This is a genomic window from Streptomyces sp. NPDC059092 (assembly GCF_042756365.1).
In the GTDB taxonomy this organism is placed as follows: Bacteria; Actinomycetota; Actinomycetes; order Streptomycetales; family Streptomycetaceae; genus Streptomyces.
Window position 1 is genome coordinate 21,942 of sequence record NZ_JBHZEJ010000012.1, and the last position, 16,814, is coordinate 38,755.

Annotated in this window: 11 protein-coding genes and 1 pseudogene; 2 read left to right on the forward strand and 10 right to left on the reverse strand. The window is 69.9% G+C overall.

What is annotated here, in order from left to right; translation table 11 throughout:
* Position 1: 1 nt before the first annotated feature.
* The 3 genes from ACFXPL_RS10135 to ACFXPL_RS10145 all read right to left on the reverse strand — a co-directional run bounded on the left by ACFXPL_RS10135 (position 2) and on the right by ACFXPL_RS10145 (position 2,732).
* Positions 2-847 (reverse strand): DUF1684 domain-containing protein, encoded by an 846-nt coding sequence (locus tag ACFXPL_RS10135; RefSeq protein WP_384915494.1) that lies wholly within the window; start codon positions 845-847, stop codon positions 2-4.
* A 292-nt stretch (positions 848-1,139) separates the two neighbouring features.
* Positions 1,140-1,760, reverse strand: a complete 621-nt coding sequence (locus tag ACFXPL_RS10140; protein WP_384915496.1) for an NAD(P)H-dependent oxidoreductase — start codon at positions 1,758-1,760, stop codon at positions 1,140-1,142.
* A gap of 132 nt (positions 1,761-1,892) precedes the next feature.
* A complete protein-coding gene (locus ACFXPL_RS10145) occupies positions 1,893-2,732 on the reverse strand; it encodes an NAD(P)H-binding protein (RefSeq protein ID WP_384915499.1) in 840 nt (279 codons plus the stop codon).
* An 81-nt stretch (positions 2,733-2,813) separates the two neighbouring features.
* Between ACFXPL_RS10145 and ACFXPL_RS10150 the strand changes: the two genes are divergently transcribed.
* Positions 2,814-3,770: a cupin domain-containing protein gene (locus ACFXPL_RS10150; RefSeq protein WP_384915502.1), complete on the forward strand. Its 957-nt coding sequence runs from the start codon at positions 2,814-2,816 to the stop codon at positions 3,768-3,770.
* A gap of 123 nt (positions 3,771-3,893) precedes the next feature.
* Here the strand turns inward: ACFXPL_RS10150 and ACFXPL_RS10155 are convergent, their stop codons facing one another.
* The 3 genes from ACFXPL_RS10155 to ACFXPL_RS10165 all read right to left on the reverse strand — a co-directional run bounded on the left by ACFXPL_RS10155 (position 3,894) and on the right by ACFXPL_RS10165 (position 4,850).
* Positions 3,894-4,109, reverse strand: coding sequence for a DUF6243 family protein (locus tag ACFXPL_RS10155; protein ID WP_384915505.1), 216 nt, complete (start codon positions 4,107-4,109; stop codon positions 3,894-3,896).
* 94 nt (positions 4,110-4,203) lie between these two features.
* A complete protein-coding gene (locus tag ACFXPL_RS10160) occupies positions 4,204-4,605 on the reverse strand; it encodes a DNA-binding protein (protein WP_384915508.1) in 402 nt (133 codons plus the stop codon).
* A complete protein-coding gene (locus tag ACFXPL_RS10165; protein ID WP_384915511.1) occupies positions 4,602-4,850 on the reverse strand; it encodes a hypothetical protein in 249 nt (82 codons plus the stop codon). Before ACFXPL_RS10165 ends, ACFXPL_RS10160 begins: the two co-directional genes overlap by 4 nt.
* A 271-nt stretch (positions 4,851-5,121) precedes the next feature.
* On the opposite strand from ACFXPL_RS10165, the gene ACFXPL_RS10170 reads away from it, so the two are divergent.
* Positions 5,122-12,138, forward strand: coding sequence for a glycoside hydrolase domain-containing protein (locus ACFXPL_RS10170; protein WP_384915514.1), 7,017 nt, complete (start codon positions 5,122-5,124; stop codon positions 12,136-12,138).
* A gap of 112 nt (positions 12,139-12,250) precedes the next feature.
* Here ACFXPL_RS10170 and ACFXPL_RS10175 read toward each other — a convergent pair whose 3' ends face one another.
* The 4 genes and pseudogenes from ACFXPL_RS10175 to ACFXPL_RS10190 form a co-directional block, all read right to left on the reverse strand.
* Positions 12,251-13,084, reverse strand: a complete 834-nt coding sequence (locus ACFXPL_RS10175) for a PIG-L family deacetylase (protein WP_384915517.1) — start codon at positions 13,082-13,084, stop codon at positions 12,251-12,253.
* Positions 13,085-13,963: 879 nt separating this feature from the next.
* Positions 13,964-14,245, reverse strand: a complete 282-nt coding sequence (locus ACFXPL_RS10180; protein ID WP_384915778.1) for a hypothetical protein — start codon at positions 14,243-14,245, stop codon at positions 13,964-13,966.
* Between the two features lie 43 nt (positions 14,246-14,288).
* Positions 14,289-14,543 (reverse strand): annotated as a pseudogene (locus ACFXPL_RS10185) (transposase); the annotation flags it as partial.
* Between the two features lie 269 nt (positions 14,544-14,812).
* A complete protein-coding gene (locus ACFXPL_RS10190) occupies positions 14,813-16,786 on the reverse strand; it encodes a hypothetical protein (RefSeq protein WP_384915520.1) in 1,974 nt (657 codons plus the stop codon).
* Between the last annotated feature and the right edge of the window lie 28 nt (positions 16,787-16,814).

Genomic DNA, 16,814 nt, shown 5'->3' on the forward strand with positions numbered 1-16,814 from the left:
GTCAGACGGCGGGGCCGGTCGTGGTGCCGGTGGCCGCTTCTTCTTCGAAGACGGGGGCGCGTTCCCCCGCTTCGACGCGTAGCGGGAGGTGGTTCTCCCGGGGCGGCAGGGGGCAGGGGAATGCCTCCGAGAACATGTGGTGGGGAACAACGGCCTGGTTGAAGTCGATACGGGTCGTACCCGTGGCGTCCTCGGGGCGGGTCAGGATCAGCCACCGGCCCATGCCGGGCGTGTCCGTGCCGCTGGTGCCGTCGGTGAACGTGATCAGCAGGGTGTCGCCGCCCACACCGAACGCCCGGAGCGTGTGCCGCTCGCCGCGCAGATCGAAGACGAAGTCACCAGGGGCCGGGAGGGTGTCCCGCGTACTCGGGCTGGTCAGCCGGGTCACTTCCAGGAGACGTCCGGCATCCGCCGGACGGTACTCCGCCTCTACGGTCCAGGCCGGGTCCCACGGCCACGCCCCGATCCCTCGAAGGCCGACGAGAGTGGGCGCGGCCGGATCCCACACGACGAGGACATGGGCCCCCCGCAGTTCCTCGATGGTGCCGCGCCGCCCGCCGGGGAAGGACAGGCGGCTGGCGCTGGTCAGTTCCACCGTGCCGTCCACGGCCTGGTCCTCGACGGACACGCCCTCCGCACCGGCCGCGGTCAGCGTCAGGCTCCCCGAGAAGCCGGTGGACGTCCACCGCCCCGGAACCTCGGGGACTTCCTGACCCGGTTCCGTGATCAGCCGATAGGCGATGCGGCCCGCCTTCCCGTCCGGGCCCGCCATCTCCTCCCACCGGCTCCGACGCCACCGGTCGTACCCGGCCGACGCGCCGTCACCTTCGAAGCAATCGCTGGACACAGTGTTCTCCCCTCTCCGTGTGGCGGTCACCCGCGACCGCCGTCAGGACTCACCGCCGACCGGAAACTTGACCTGCCGTCGCGGACCGACCGGTGGGGTCGGTGGTTTGGATGATGCGCTCGGCCTGAGCAAATCGGCAAGGCTGTTTGCTGTTGTGGCAAACGCGGGAGGGTTCCGCTGCACCCGGCACCCTGCACCCGCCCCGTGCAGCCGGCCCCCGCCCGCCTGACCGCTTCCTCCCGAGCGCGGGGCCGCGGTCGGTCAACAGGTCACAGGACTTCCGCAGGAAAGGTCACGCGCGTGGCGAGCCGGCCCGAACAGCTCCGCTGATGATCCGCACCGCGCGGTCGACGCTCTCCGCCGTGGCTTCGGAGGAAGGCCGCTCGGATTCGTGGATGAACGCGGTGGCACCGCGGCGGCTTCCGCAGTAGTCGACGACGCCATGCTCGATCTGCGTCCGTAGAGCCCTCTCGTACCCATGACGCTCGAACGCGCCGGAATCGTCGCCGGCGATGGGCAGAAGATGCGTCGTGAGCCGCTGAAGCTTCGGTCGCAGGCCCGAAGCAGCGGAGTGCTCGAAGGCCCAGCCGTTGACGAAAACGCGATCGATCCACCCCTTCAACAGGGCCGGCATCGACCACCAGTACACAGGGAAGACCAGAACGAGGTCAGTGGCCTGTTCGAGACGACGCTGCTCACGGACAACGTCGGGTGGGCAGTCGCCGCCCTCGTGGTACACGCGGCGATCCGCCAGGGTGAACCTGGGGTCGAACCGCTCCTGGTGCAGGTCCGCGACCTCGACCGCCCGGGGGTGAAGGGCCGACGCCAGCCTTTCCAGCACGTGATGTGTCAGGGACTGAGGGTCTGGGTTCGCGGTGACCAGCAAGGTCAGCGAGCTGTCGTCGGTGCTCATCCAATTCCTTCCAGCAGGTGAGGAGTACGGCGTCGAGTTCGTCGAACGAGGCGTCGACCAGGTGGTCATGGCTGTGCCGACGCCCACGGTCGGGTCGGGCAGCGGCGGCCGGGGGGAGGATTCGCCGGGCGATCACCGCTCGTGCCATGCTCCCGCCGCCGCTGCCCGTACGACGTACTCCTCGAAGGTCCGTGGTGTCCGTCCCAGTACGGTGGCGAGGTCATCGGTCGGTTCGGCGATCAGCCCGCTTTCCATCAGCGCGAACATCTCGGCGACCTGATCGGCTTCATGCTTGCTCAAGCCCTGCTCGACAAGGTTTGAGGTGTACTCGGCCCGGGTGATCTGCCGGTAGGTGAGAGGACGTCCGGACGCCTGGGCGATCAGCTCGACGGCCTCGGCGAAGGTGAGGGCACGCGGGCCGCTCAGCTCGTAGATCCGTCCGGCGTGCCGGCCTCGCTCGGTCAACACCGCGACCGCGGCGTCGGCGACGTCCTCGATGTCGATGAAGGGCTCGGGGACCGCCCCGGCCGGGAGCGCGAGCTCGCCGGCGATCAGCGGCGCGTGGAAGACGTCCTCGTCAAAGTTCTGCGCGAAGTTCGACGCGCGCAGGATGGTCCACTCCAGGGACGAGCCGCGTACGGCCTCTTCGGCCGACCGCATGTCCAGCCCGAACGCGGAATCGCCCCAGCCGTCCGCGCCGCGCCCGGAGAGCAGGACCAGCCGGCGCACCCCGGCGGCCTCGGCCCGCGCCACGAACTGGTGCGCCGGACCCGGCACGGGCGGGGGTACCACATAGGCGACGGTGACATCTTGCAGGACCGTGTCCCAGGTGCCGGTATCGGACCAGTCGAACCGGTCCCGGCTCGACCGGGAAGCGGCGCGCACCGGTGCGCCGCGCAGCCGCAGCCGGGCGGCGACCCTGCGGCCGGTCTTACCTGTCGCACCGAGGACGAGATGGGTGTTTTTGCTCATGACAACGATGGAACACGACCGGGGCGGACGATCCCATGGGTAAGAAGCCGGAATGCCTTTGTGATCGTCTAACCTGTTGAGGTGGACGTGTTCAGTGACCTCATCCGCGGGGTGCGAGCCCACGGCTCCCTGTTCGGCAGCTCCACGCTGTCCCCGCCCTGGTCCCTGCACTTCGTGGACGGGGCCTCGCTGACCCTGTGCACCGTCCTCACCGGGGCGGGCTGGATCGTGCCGGAGCACCATCCGCCCGAGCGGCTGGGCGTCCGCGAGACGATCGTGGTGCGTGGCCCCGCGACGTTCACTTTCGTCGACGAGCTCGGGACCCGGGCCGAACCGATCGTATGCGGAGAGGACTGCGCGACGCCCGAGCACGGCGGAACCCGGCACCGGCTGGGCTGGCACGACTCGGGCGAGGGCACCGGTGACAACGATGGCGCGACGACCTTGATCGTCGGCGCCTATCCGGTCCGCGGGGAGATCAGCCGCCGACTGCTGGATGCGCTGCCCGTCGTACTGCGCGTGGATGCCGGGGGCACGAGTGACGCGGTGCTGGACCAGCTTGCCGCCGAGGTCGCCCTCGACATACCGGGTCAGCAGGTGGTGCTCGACCGGCTGCTGGACTGGATGCTGGTCTGCACGCTGCGCGAATGGCTGGACAGGCCCGGCGGCCACCCCCCGGCCTGGTGGACCGCACAGCGGGACCCGGTGGTCGGCGAAGCGCTGCGCCTGCTGCACTCCGAACCGGCAGCACCATGGACGGTGAGCCGGCTGGCCCGGCGCTCGGGGGTGTCACGCTCGACACTGGCCAAACGGTTCGCCGATCTGGTCGGCGAACCGCCACTGGCCTACCTCGCCCGCTGGCGCATGACGCTGGCGGCGGATCTCCTGGTCGAGCAGACGTCCTCAACTGTCGCTCACATTGCCCGTACCGTCGGCTACGCCGATCCGTTCGCGTTCAGCGCCGCGTTCAAGCGAATCCGAGGCACCAACCCGAGCGAATTCCGGCGCACCGCCGAAGTTGGTGTGAGGGCGCCGTGATCTCGCACCCTCGCACCGCCGGGGGCGAGCCGCTACGGCAGGCCGCCGGTCGCGAAGTACGTCCTGCGCACCGATCCGTCGACGGCGGTGACGAGGTGCCTGCCGCCCTGCGGCGGCGGTGCGTCAGCTCTGTGCGGTGTCGTCGCCCGTCTGCTCGGCGCCCTCGGCCGCGCCTGCCCTCTCGCGCATCTTGCGTACCAGCTCTGCCTTCTGGTCGGCGGCGCCCTTGCGGTCGAGGTTGCGGTGCGGACCGTTGTTCTGCCGTTCGGCGCGGGACAGCCTCTTGCGCTGGCCACCACCCATGCCCACGGGGTTGTTGATGTTCTTGCTCACGGTCATGGGTTCTCCCGGAATGATGTGAAGTGATCTACGGGTTCATCGGTGGGGACGGGCGTGGCGACGTCGAGGGGCGGCAGCAGGGCCCATCACGCTCTCACCCGTAAATGATGCGGACCTGGCTGCCGCAGAGCTTGGTGATGTCGTCGCTGCCGGAGGTCAGCAGGGTGACCGGTCTCGGCTGGCGCAGTGCGACTTCGGCCACCGTGGCGTCGATGGCGTACTCGTGGCCGCGCAGTCCGGCGCCTTTGAGGAGTTCCGCTGCCGCTTGGGCAGTCTGCTCGGTGACCGGCTCCACCTTGATGCGGGACAGGACCCGGTTCAGGCGGGGGGTGTTGGTGCGGGAGCGGATGACTTCCACGATGGTGTTCGCCCCGATCACCAGGTCGGCCCCCATGTCGTGGAAGACCCGCAACATCGCGAGGAACTCGCGGTCCTGGGCGATCCAGGCGGAGAGCCCCGCCGAGTCCAGGACGACGGTTTCGACGCGCTCGCTCACGCCGCGCCCACGCTCTTGGTGGAGCCGGCGGTGCCGAAGATCTTCGCGTGGGCTTCGGCGAGTTCCTCGGTGCTGAAGCGTCCGTGTTCCTCTTCGTGCCGGCGAAGGTCTTCGCCCAGAAGCTGGTGCCGGATCTGACGGGCCACGGCTTCCGCGACGTAGCCGGAGACGTTGTCCGTGAGCTTGCGGAGCTCTGCCACCTGATCGCTCGGGAGCGTGACGGTGATGCGAGTCGTTGAGGACATGCGGCAAGCATACTGGAGTATGCGCCGTAGGGTTCGGGCTTCCGTGCCTGGCCTCGGCAGCCGGGGTGCGTCTCGCGCGTACCTCCCGTGTGGATTCTGTTTGCCCGTTGTACGCCTTTTCCCTGTCTGATGGCGCACGTTCGTGAACGCGACGGGTGTTGTTCCGTGCGTCCACTGCCGTTCTGCTCCGCACGTTCCGGTGTTCGATTTGACAACGTTGTCTTACTCTGGGGCGGACTGTGTGGACGTATCGCGACGATGGAGAGGTCACGTGCCCATCAGATTCCGAACTCCCTTGCCCCGCCCGGTTCTTCCGCGTAACGCCCGCCGACGTCATCGGCCCCTGCAGGCGACGGTCGCCGTGCTGCTCGCCGGCGCGCTCGGCTTCGGCACGCCGGCCGGTGCCGGCGCGGCTACCGCGGCGCCCGGCGCCACCACATCCACGGGGTCCGGAGGGACGTCCGGCGGGACGGACTACACGGAGCTCGTCGATCCGTTCGTGTCGACCGCGGGCGACGCCGGCAACGACATGCCGGGCGCGCAGGCGCCCCACGGTCTGGCCAAGGTCAACCCGCTGACCACGCCGAACCGCAACCACACCGGGTACGACCACAACGAGGACCACATCGCCGGGTTCACGGCGACGAACCTCGACGGCGTCGGCGGCTCCGGAGGCGGTGGCGACCTGCTCGTCGTCCCGACCTCCGTGCGGTACGACAGCCGGCCCGCCAGCGGCACGTACGCCCACGCGTTCAGCCACGACGACGAGACCGCGACGCCCGGCTACTACCAGGTGGGCCTCGGGGCCATCTCCGGTACCGCGTCGTCGGTGAAGCAGGACTCCGGCACCATCAAGGCCGAGATGACCGCGACGACGCGCACGGCGCTGCAGCGGTACGGCTTCCCCGCCGGATCGAACCCCGAACTCGTCCTCGACCTGGCGAACAACTTCACCAGCCGCACCCGCTCGACCATGAAGGCGACGACGCTCCCGAACGGGACCACCTCGATCACCGGTCTCATCGCCGGGTCGTTCAACGGCGCCTCGTACAAGCTGTACTACGCCGCCACCACCAACGTCCCCGTGACCTCCCTGAAGAGCTGGGGCAACGACGGCAAGCTGAGCGACGCGACCACGCGGGACGGGTCCGACACCGGCGCCGTCCTCGGGTTCGACCAGGCCGCCGGCGACGACATAGAGCTGCGCGTCACGCTGTCGCCGATCAGCGCCGAGCAGGCCGCGACCGACCAGCGCAACGAGGTGGGCGACCTCACCTTCGACCAGGCGCGCGCCCGGACGAGGGCGGTCTGGAACACGTCGCTCGGCGCCGTCGACGTGCGCGCCTCGGCGAAGTCCGACCCCGGGGCGACGCTCACCAAGGAGTTCTACACGCACCTGTACCGCATGTACGCGCTGCCGGTGAACGCCACCAGCACCAGCGGTACGTACCGCGGCGCCGACGGAGCGGTGCACAAGGCGAACGGCTTCACGTACTACGACGGCTGGTCCACCTGGGACGACTTCCGCAAGTACTCGGTCGAGGCGTACATCGACCCGGCCACCTACCGGGACATGATCCAATCGCTGATCGTGCTCTTCGCCGACACGCGCACCTCCGGCAAGAGCCTCGGCAGCCTCACCCACTCGGTCCCGACCGTGCGCTGGGAGCGCTCGGCCGTGCTGGTCGCCGACGCGCTGTCGAAGGGTTTCAAGAACTTCGACCGGCTCGACGAGGCGTACCCGGCGCTGCTGTCGTACTCCGGGTACTACACCGGGGCGCAGTTGCGGCAGGGGTACGTGACCGGTGATCCCGGTACGACCGTGCAGCGTGGCTACGACCAGTGGGCGCTCTCCGTCGTCGCCGACGCGCTCGGCAAGAAGGACGACGCGAAGGAACTGCGCACCCGGGCGACGATGGCGATCGACAACCTCGTGAAGCCCGGCGCCTGGACCGCGGCCGACGGCACCGAGGTCGGTCTGCTCACCCCGCGCGCCGCGAACGGCGACTGGCAGAGCGCGGACCACGAGAAGTTCGAGGCGGCCGGCCTCTACCAGGGCACGCTGTGGCAGTACCACTGGTACGACGCGTACGACATGGGCGGTCTCATCGAGGCCATGGGCGGCGAGAAGGCCGGCAGGGCCGCGATCAGGCACATGTTCGGCGAGGACTCCGGCGCCGACGACGGATCGACCATGCTGCACTCCAACGCGAACGAGATCGACCTGCAGGCCCCGTACCTCTTCAACTACGTCGGCGAGCCGAGCCTGACGCAGAAGTGGGTGCGTGCCATCTACACCGGCACGACCTGGAACCGCTACATCGCGACGGGCTCGACGAACGAGGCCCCCAGCTCCGGCGGCGAGTTCACCCCGCCGGTCAGGACCAAGGTCTACAAGCTCTCCCCGAACGGCTTCCTGCCGACCATGGACAACGACGCCGGCACCATGTCGACCATGTTCGTCGCCGCCGCCCTGGGCCTGTTCCCGGTGACCGCCGGCTCCAGCCAGTTCCAGATCGGCAGCCCGTTCTTCGACTCCACGACGATCACCTACGCCAACGGCTCCCGGTTCGCGGTGAAGGCCGACGGCGTGTCGCCGAGCAACTACTACGTGCAGAACGCGACCCTCAACGGCAAGCGGTTCGACAACACGTGGCTCGACTACTCGCAGATCATCTCCGGCGGAACCCTGGACTTCACCATGGGTTCCAAGCCCTCCCGGTGGGGCGCCCACACCGAGCCCGCGTACTCGCTGAACACCGACTCGGGCGACACCGGTGACGGCGGCGCGGGCACGGGCAGGGGCCACACCGTCGTCTCCGCCCGCCCGGGCACCGTCGCCACCACCGAGGACGGCACCGTCCACGACGGTGTGAAGCTCACCCTGTCCGGACCGGCGTCCTTCGACGCCCGCAACGGAACCAGCCTCACCAGGACCGGGGCCGCGCGCGTGACCGGCCTGCCGGCCGGTGTCACGGCGGACCTCCGCGTCAGCGGCTCGCGCACGGCGACGCTGTCGCTCACCGGCACCACGAAGGTCGACGCACGCCTCGGCATCACCTTCCGCGACGCGGCCTTCGCCCACGGCGTGCGGGCCTCCACGGTGAGCGGTACCGGGATCTCCCCGACCGACCCGCTTCTGGTCTCGGCGGCCGCGGTGCACCGCGAGGCCCTCGGCGCACTCGTCGACCAGGCGTCCGTGGTACGCGGCGCCAACTACTCCGACGGCTCCTGGAACCTGTTCCGGTCGGCCCTCGAACGCGCGCGGACCGTCCTCGCGGACACCACCTCCGCGACGGGCACGATCATGGCCGCGCAGGACGCGCTGCGGACCGCCGTCGACGGGCTGACCATCGACGAGGGCGGCTACGCCGTCCTGCAGGCCGAGGACCCCGACCAGAAGGAGGGCCCCAGCCTCATCAGCGAGCGGAACAACTCCGACGGCAACCTCGGTGGTGTCACCGAGGGATCGTGGGAACGGTTCACCCAGCTGGACTTCGGCGGGGTCGCCCCGCGGACCGTCTCGGTCCGCTACGCGAACTCGCAGCCGGCGAACGGGAAGCCGAGCCGCGTCGACATCCACGCCGGCGCCGCCGACGGCCCCGTCGTCGCCACCGTCCCCCTCCCCGGAACCGGCGGCTGGCAGAACTACAGCACGGTGCGGGCGGCCGTCACCGACCCCGACGCCCTGCTGGGCGCGAAGAGCGCGACGTTCGTGTTCCACGCCCCGTCGGGCCAGCAGTGGGTGTCGAACTTCGACTGGTACCAGTTCTCGCCGTACGAGGTCTCGGCGTCCCCCACGACCACACTCGCCACGCTGACCGCGGTGAACAGCACCACGACCGGCAACGGCTCGCTCCCGCTCGAACTCTCGAACGGCATCTTCGAGAACGTGACCAACAGCGCGTGGGCGCGGTGGAAGGACACCGGCCTCCGCGACGGCGCCGACACCGTCACCGTCCGCTATGACAAGCCCCGGTCCCGCGCGGCGTCGGACTCCCACATCGAACTGCGCCTCGGCTCGAAGGACGGCCCGAAGAGCGTCGACATCCCCCTCGACTACAGCGGATCGGGCTGGGGAACCGTCGCCACGACGAGCGTGCACCTCGACCCGAGCGTCTTCACCGGCGTCCAGGACGTGTACGCGGCGTTCGTCTCCAGCACGCAGACCGCCTCCCAGCCCTACGTGGGCAACATCCACTCGCTGGCCCTGACGAGGACCGCCGACGCCCCCGTGGGCTTCGACGCCACCGCGTTCCGTTCGCACAGCGGCGGCGGCCTCAAGAGCGAGCCCGTCGGCTGGACCGGCTCGGGTTCCACCACCGACCTCGGCGGTACCTACGACGGCGCCTGGCTCAACTACGGGGACATCGACTTCGGCACCTCCCCGAAGAGCACCGTCACGATCACCTACGCCAACAACTCCGCCCGCTGCGGCACCGGCTCCGCCGTCCAGCTCTACCTGGACTCCTTCGACGCGGCCGACCCCGGCACGCCGTACGCGACCGTACCGCTGCCGGTCACGGGAAGCGCGTGGTCGTCGGGAGGGACGACGAGTCTGACACTGCCCCAGGCCATCACCGGCACGCACACCGTCCACCTGCGGCTGACGACGAACCCGGACACCTCGCACCCGTACGTCGCGAATCTGGGCCGGATCACCTTCCACCACGTCGAGACGCCCGCCGTCACGGACAGGTCCGCCCTGCGGAAGGCGATCGAGCGGTACGAGGGACTCTCCGCCGACGCGGGGCGCTACGGCGCGGTCGACTTCGGTGTGTACGAGCGTGAACTCGCGGCCGCGCGCACCCGCGTCGCCGCCACCGACGCGACCCAGCTTGAGGTCGACACGCAGACGCGCGGCCTCACCCTGGCCGCCAACCAGCTGATCCCGCTCCCGAGGCTGAAGCTGGAGGACCTGGTCGCCACCGCGTCGGCCCGCGACGACGACCGCTACACGGACACGTCGTGGCAGGCGTTCGCGGCGGCACTGGCCGCGGCGAGGACCGCGGTCGCCGACGGCGCGTCCACGGACGTGACGCTCACCGCCCGGTACGACGTCCTCCGCCGTGCCCTGTCCGCGCTCACCACGAAGCCCAGGACGGTGCCGGCCGCGCCCGACGCGGTGTCGGCGACCTCGTCCGGCACGAGCGTGACCGTCGCCTGGTCCGTACCCGCCGACACCGGCGGCTCACCGGTCATCGGCTACAGGATCACCCTCAGCGACGGTCACCAGATCAAGATCAACGATCCGGAGAGCCGGAGCGCGACGCTCACCTGGCTGCGGGCCGGCAGGTCCTACACGGCACGCGTCCAGGCGGTGAACGCCGTCGGCACCTCCCACCCGAGCGCGGCCACGGCGCCCGTGGTCACCGGCGGCGGCAAGCCGCAGAAGCCGGCTGTGACGGGTGTGATCACCGACGGCAAGCAGGTCCGCGTGGTCTGGCAGGCGGTCGGCGACGGCGGATTCCCGATCATCGGCTACACCGTGGCCCTCGACGACGGAACCACCGCGCACGTCCCCGCCACGACGGGCACGACGCTGCTCACGACCACGGGCAGGGCCAAGACACACACGGCCACCGTCACCGCGGTCACCCTGGCCGGAACCTCGGACGACCCCGCGGCGACCGTCCCGGCGACCACCGCGGCGGACGCCTCCGACCCGGCGTACGAGCCGTCCCCCTTCCCGGACGACACGCTCAACGCCACCTACGCGTCGGACAAGTGGCCGGGCACGGGCGACGGGACCGACTACTTCCACGACCTGCTGGGCGGCGTCGAGGACCTCGACTCCGGCATCCTCGGAGCCAACGCCAAGGTGCCGAACGGCGCTGTGCTCACCGCTGAGAACGACCGGATCGCCGCGCGCGTCAACAACGCGGCGACGCAGAAGGAGGTGGACCGGGCCGAGGTCGACGCGGCCAACAGCAGCACCGTCACGATGGCCGACGGCCTCGGCTCCCGGCTCGGCCCGATCTACCGCGACGCCCTGAAGGGCGGCCGGCTGCCGAAGACCGGCGCACTGTTCTCCCGCGTCACGAAGAACCTCGACAAGGTCGAAGCGGTGAAGAACCGCTACGGCTACCTGCGCCCGTACGTGCGGCTCGGGTTCGTCGGCGACGGCGGCGACATCTACGAGTCACAGGACGGCTCGTACGGCAGCCTCACCACCAGCGGCTCGTACCCGAGCGGCCACACCTACGGCGGCTACGAAGCGGGGACCATCCTTGCCACGCTCCTGCCGGAGCTGGCACCGTCGATCCTCGCCCGCACCTCGGAGTACGGGGACAACCGCGTCGTCCTCGGGTTCCACTACCCGCTCGACGTCATGGGCGGCCGCATCACCGGACAGGCCACCGTCGCGCACCGGTGGGCGGACCCCGACTTCGCGAAGCTGCTGACGCAGGCCCACACCGAGATGGAGAACGTACTGCTCGCGCAGTGCGAGAAGGAGGGCTACGGCGACACGCTCAAGGAATGCGAGGGTGACTCCTACGCGGGCCTGAGCCCGGCGCGCCACGTCGACCTGTACACGCGGCGCCTGGACTACGGATTCTCCCAGGCCGGGAAGTCCGGACAGGCCCTCAAGACGCCGTCCGACGCGGCGGCCCTGCTGATCACGGCCTTCCCGGACCTCACCACCGCGCAGCGCACCCAGATCCTCGAACAGACCGCGACGGACTCCGGCTCCCCGCTGGACGTCACCGCGGACGGCGAAGCGAGCTGGGAGCGGATCAACCTGGCCGCCGCGATGTCGGCGCACGTCGTCGTCGACGCCGACGGGTCGGTCAAGGTGACGAACTACTCGGACGCCACCAAGGCCAGTGTTGCCGACGCCAAGGCGATCACCGTCGGAGGCATCGCGATCGACGGGTTCGGCCCCGCCGTGTCCACGTACGTCGTCGACTGGCCGAAGAACAAGAGGATCCCGGCCCTCTCCGCCGTACCGGCGCAGTCCGGAGCGCGGGTCAAGGTCACCGACGGCAGTCCGGTCCTCTCCTCGACCGGGTCCCGGTTCACCACCCGCACGATCAAGGTGACCTCGGCCAACGGTTCGGTCACCCGGACCTACACGGTCGGGTTCCAGCTCACGGACCGCGATGACCGGCCGGTCACGGCCGGCGGCAACGGTCGTGACGGCGGGGACGGTCGTGACGGCGGTGACACCGCCATCGCGGGATCCGGCCTGCGGCCCGCCTCCGGCCTGTTCGGTGTCGGAGGCATCGGCGCACGTTCGGCCGTCGGCGCCGGCCTCCGGCCGTCGGCGTGGACGGAGCCCAGGTGATCCCCAGGACGCCGGGCACGACGTAACAGCCGGACCTGCCGCGCCCGGCGGCGCCGTGGCAGGGTCCCGCTGATCCTCGGGAGGGTGCACCGCCGCTGGCCGGCCAGGTGGATCAGCGCAGTCCGGCGAAGAGATCGTTCTCGGGTACGGCCGCGCCGGTGGCGTCCTTGACCCGTACGAAGGTCTCCATTCCCATCAGCTCGCCGAATTTCTCCTTGCCCATCTTGAGGAAGAAGATGTTCTCGCCCTGACTGGCGTGCGCGGCCAGTGCGTCGAACTTCTGACCGCTGAACGCGGTGGTGTCCACCCACGTGGTGATCTCGTCGTCGGGGAGGCCGATCTCGGCCATCGCGGCGGCCTCGGCAGGATCCGGCTCCGGCATGTCCTGCTGGAACTCGCGCATGGTCTCCCCGAACCGCTGCATCATCGAGCGGGGCATCGTCGTCCAGTACACCTTCGGTGTCAGCTCGGTCATCTCCAGCGCCGCCATTGTGATGCGGTGGGCCTGGATGTGGTCGGGGTGGCCGTAGAAGCCGTTCTCGTCGTAGGTGACGACCACGTCGGGTCGGTAGTGCCGCATGAGTTCCGCGAGCCGGGCCGCGCCCTCCTCCACGGGGGTCTGCCAGAAGGATCCGGGGGCGTCGTTGCTCGGCCAGCCCGTCATCCCGGAGTCGGCATAGTCCAGCATCTCCAGATCGCTGACCTTCAGCACGTCACAGCTCGCATCGAGTTCTCGACGGCGCATCGAGGCGACGGCCGCCGGATCGTGGCCGGGATCGCTCGGCTTGGCGCCCCCCGGTCCGTCACCACAACTGCCGTCGGTACACGTCACGAGAACCGTGCGGATGCCTTCCGCCGCGTACCGCGCGAGGACCCCGCCGGTGCTGGTGGCCTCGTCGTCGGGGTGAGCGTGTACCGCCATGAGCGTCAAGGGCCGGTCGGTCATGAAAAACAGTCCTCCTGTAGAACGTACGTCTGGTTCCGAGTGCGCGGCGGGCGTACCACGATCCTGGGCCCGGGGCCTGGTGGGGAGGACGGCCTTGTGGTCTCCGTGTTCCCCGCCCGTGCGGCGCCGCCCCCTCGGTAGCAACCGTGCCGGCCGGACCGGTTGTTCCCGGCGCGGCCGTTCGGCCTTCCGGGCGTCGGCGGTTCAACGAAGGACCGGCCACGCGGGGCGGGCCCCGACGGCCTCGTCTTCGTGGGGGAGCGGGTGCGGCCCTCCGGGGGCACCCGCTTCGGCCGGAAATGGCGCACGGCCCGTGACGCGGTCGGCTTGCCGAAGGAGTTTCGCTCCTACGACCTGCGTCACACCCGCGGTGCCCTCGCCGCCGCCGACGACGCAGTCGTCCGCCGCCGAAGCATGTCAGTAGACCCGGTATCTGGCGTCGGCCCGGTCAGCGCCGCCCACCGACTCGTGTCCCCGCTCCCGAGGCGCTGCTCAGTGGCTAACCTGACGCGCCGTTACGGAACTCATGGCACGCGATACGGCGCGCGGGTTTTGAGAGGTCTGGACAAGCGGACAGCCCCGGGCCGCTGGCCTGGGGCTGTCCATGGAGCGGGTGACGAGAATCGAACTCGCGCTCCGAGCTTGGGAATCACCGGCGCTTGCGATGGTCGAATACGCTCTGACCTGGCAATAGGCCGTTCTGGAGGTGTTCCCGTCGCGGCCTCTTGGTTCCCCTGTTGACCGCTGTTGACCGCTCGGCCGGGCACGGATGGGGCACGAGCGGCGCGGGGCGCTTTGCACGTCGACTACGGGTGCACGCCAGGGGCCATTTCGATGAGAAAGCGCCGAAGCGCCACCTTCACGAAGGACGCAGGCGCGTCAGAGGGAGATGATCCGGACGTGACGACCGCAGGGCTTCGTCATGTCGTCGCCGTCGGACGTCAGCGGCGCGACCGGCTTCGGCTCGCGAAGTGCTACTTCGACCACGGCGGCGTCGACGGCGTACCTGTGGCCGTGCGGTCCGGCACCTTTGAGGAGTGCGGCGGCGGCCTTGGCCGCCTGCTCCGTGACCGGTTCCACTTTGATCCGCGACAGCGTCCAGTTGAGACGCGGAACGTTGGTGCGGGAGTGGCCGACCTCCACGATGGTGTTCGCGCCGATGGCGAAGTCGGCACCCGTCTCGTGGAACCTTCAGCGTGGTGAGGAGACCGTCCTGACGCCACAGCGTGAGGTAGTGGGACACCGCCGACCAGGCCGGCAGGTCATGGGGCGGGTAGTGCCACTGACAGCCCGTCCGGTTCTGGCGGAAGATCGCGTTCACGGCCTGCCGCAGGTCGCAGGACCCGGGACCACCGGTCGCCGACCGGCTCACCCGGCCCTGCTTCCAGGCTGTGATCATCGGCTCGGTCAACGCCCGCTGCTCGGCCGGCAAGTCGCTCGGATACGGCCTTCGTTCCATGCCCGCATCCCGGCATGGACATGGTGAACAGTCGGTCCGTACGGCGATCGGTCCCACGACCGAGCGATCATGAACCGGGAGGGAAGGGGCTCAACGACCTCTGATGAGAACGCGCAACCGCTCACAGCCCTGGCCGGGCCTCACCCGCGATTCGATCGCGCCAGGGCGGTGGGCGTCGTCGGGTAATCCGCGGCATGCCGGTCGAGAAGCCGCCGGGCGGTTCGTGCCGGCGCCGGAGAGCTGACCAGCGCCGACGCGGACCGCTCGACTCAGCTCACCGGCTCGACGCGGAGATCCACGGAGAGCGTCCCGGAAAAGCTGACGGTGAGGATGCGATGAGTGCGATTGCCCAGGTATGACCGGTCCAGCGGCGCGTACTTCGCTTCACGGTCCACTCCCCAGTCGATGATGAACCTCATGCTTCCGCGGGTGACGGTGAGCCCTCGGGTGACGGTGATCGTCTCCTGTCCGTAGGGCGCGGGCGTGCCGTTCGCGAAGGCCACTTGATCTCCGGTGCCGATGATGAGGGGGATGCGTTCGCGGGACGCTCCCGGCGTGGTCAGCGCACGCCTGATTCCATCGGCGCGATGCGTCACGTCCGTTGTCACAGCGCCGTCCGCGGTCACGTACCTCGTGGTGAACACGCCCGTGTATCCGGTCAGCGCGTCCGCCGGGATGGCGGCACCGGACGCCGTCGACCCGGCGTGATGCGTCGCGTTCACCGGGCCGCGTGAGGAGGCGGTGCCGACGGTGTCGGCGACGGTCGTCCAGTCGTCCGGACCCGTGCTGTTGACGGTGAGGGCGAGCATGCCCGCGACCGGGTGCCAGAACGCGTTCGTCCCCATCCGCTGGAGCGAGTTCTGCCGTACGCCGTAGAGACCGGCGGTGTAGTACCCGGGACGGCGGACGAACACGTACTGCTGGTCGAGGGTGCCCTTGCGGAGTTCGGTGAACGTGGACTCGCGCAGATAGCGCAGGGCGGCGACCTGTGCGTCGCGCTGGGCTCCGGGGATCCCGACCGGGGCCTGCGGGACGTGCATGTGCAGCCGCGGCGACGAGTCCTGCTTCTGCCGAGGGGAGACCGGCGCCGTGGAGGCGCTCCAGGCGTTGCGCGCCTGCGTCTTCTCCTCCGAACTGGCGAAGAACGCGCCCAGCGCGGGCACATGGGGCACCAGGGTCCGCGCGAGCGCGCTGCGGTCCAGGTCGTCCACCGGGGTGGTGACGAACGTCGCGACGATGTTGCGCGCGCTCGTCCCGGAGAGGATGAAGCCCTCGTCGCGTCCGGGTTCCATGACGACGATGTAGCCCCACCAGGCGGCGAACCGCTCGGCCAGCTGGATGATGGCCGGGTCCGGCAGCCGCTTGTACAGCGCGCCGAGATCGGGGAGCATCACGTCGAAGTTGTACCCGGCGTCCGGTGCGACGGGCTCGTGGAAGAACCCGGCGGGTGCCTGTCCGTCCTTGAGGATGATCTGAAGCCGGTTCGGGACGGAGGCGCTGACGGCCGGTTCGCCGAGGATGTGCGCCGCTTCGACGACGCCGGAGAGCCCTGCGACGACCTGGTTGGCGAACTGGACCGGGCGGTTCCAGTGCGGACGAGAGGTGTCGACGAGCCACGCGGAGCTGGCGCGGATGGCGTCGCGGATCTGCAGTCGGCGGTCGTAGAGCTCACCGGCCGCGCGGAGGTCCCGGAGGACGGCGGCGAGCGCGACGGTGCCGAACCCGGTCGGGGAGAGATGGTGCTCCGTCGGCGAGTACTCCGGGTACGATCCGTCGGCGTGCTGCAGGGAGAGGTAATGGCCCAGGGCGGCGTCCAGGCGCGCGAGGAGCGCGGGGTCGCGGTAGTACGGGTTCCACGGCCGGTCGTTGGCGTAGAACCACGAGAGGGTGGCGACGTGCTCCATGATCCGCGAGTTGTACGGCTGGTTGGGCGTGCGCTGCCAGCCGTCCTCCATCCACCCGTAGTTCGGAGCGACGTCCCGGACGCTGTTGGCGAGCGGAGCGACGATCATCAGGTACGCGGCCAGTACCTGCTCGTTGGGCGCGAACTGGGTCCGCACCGGCCGCCCGGCCGGGAGCGGGGCGACGAGCGGCAGCACCGTGCCGTCCGAGGTCGCCAGCGCGGGCGCCGCTCCCGCAGTCCCCGTCCCGATCACCGCCGCGGCGGTGCCGACGCCGACCAGGAAGTTCCGTCGGCTGAGCGGCGGCAGCATCGGTGGACGTGTCTGATCCTCATGCATCATCTCGACTCCTTCGTCTCTCGACCGGGGC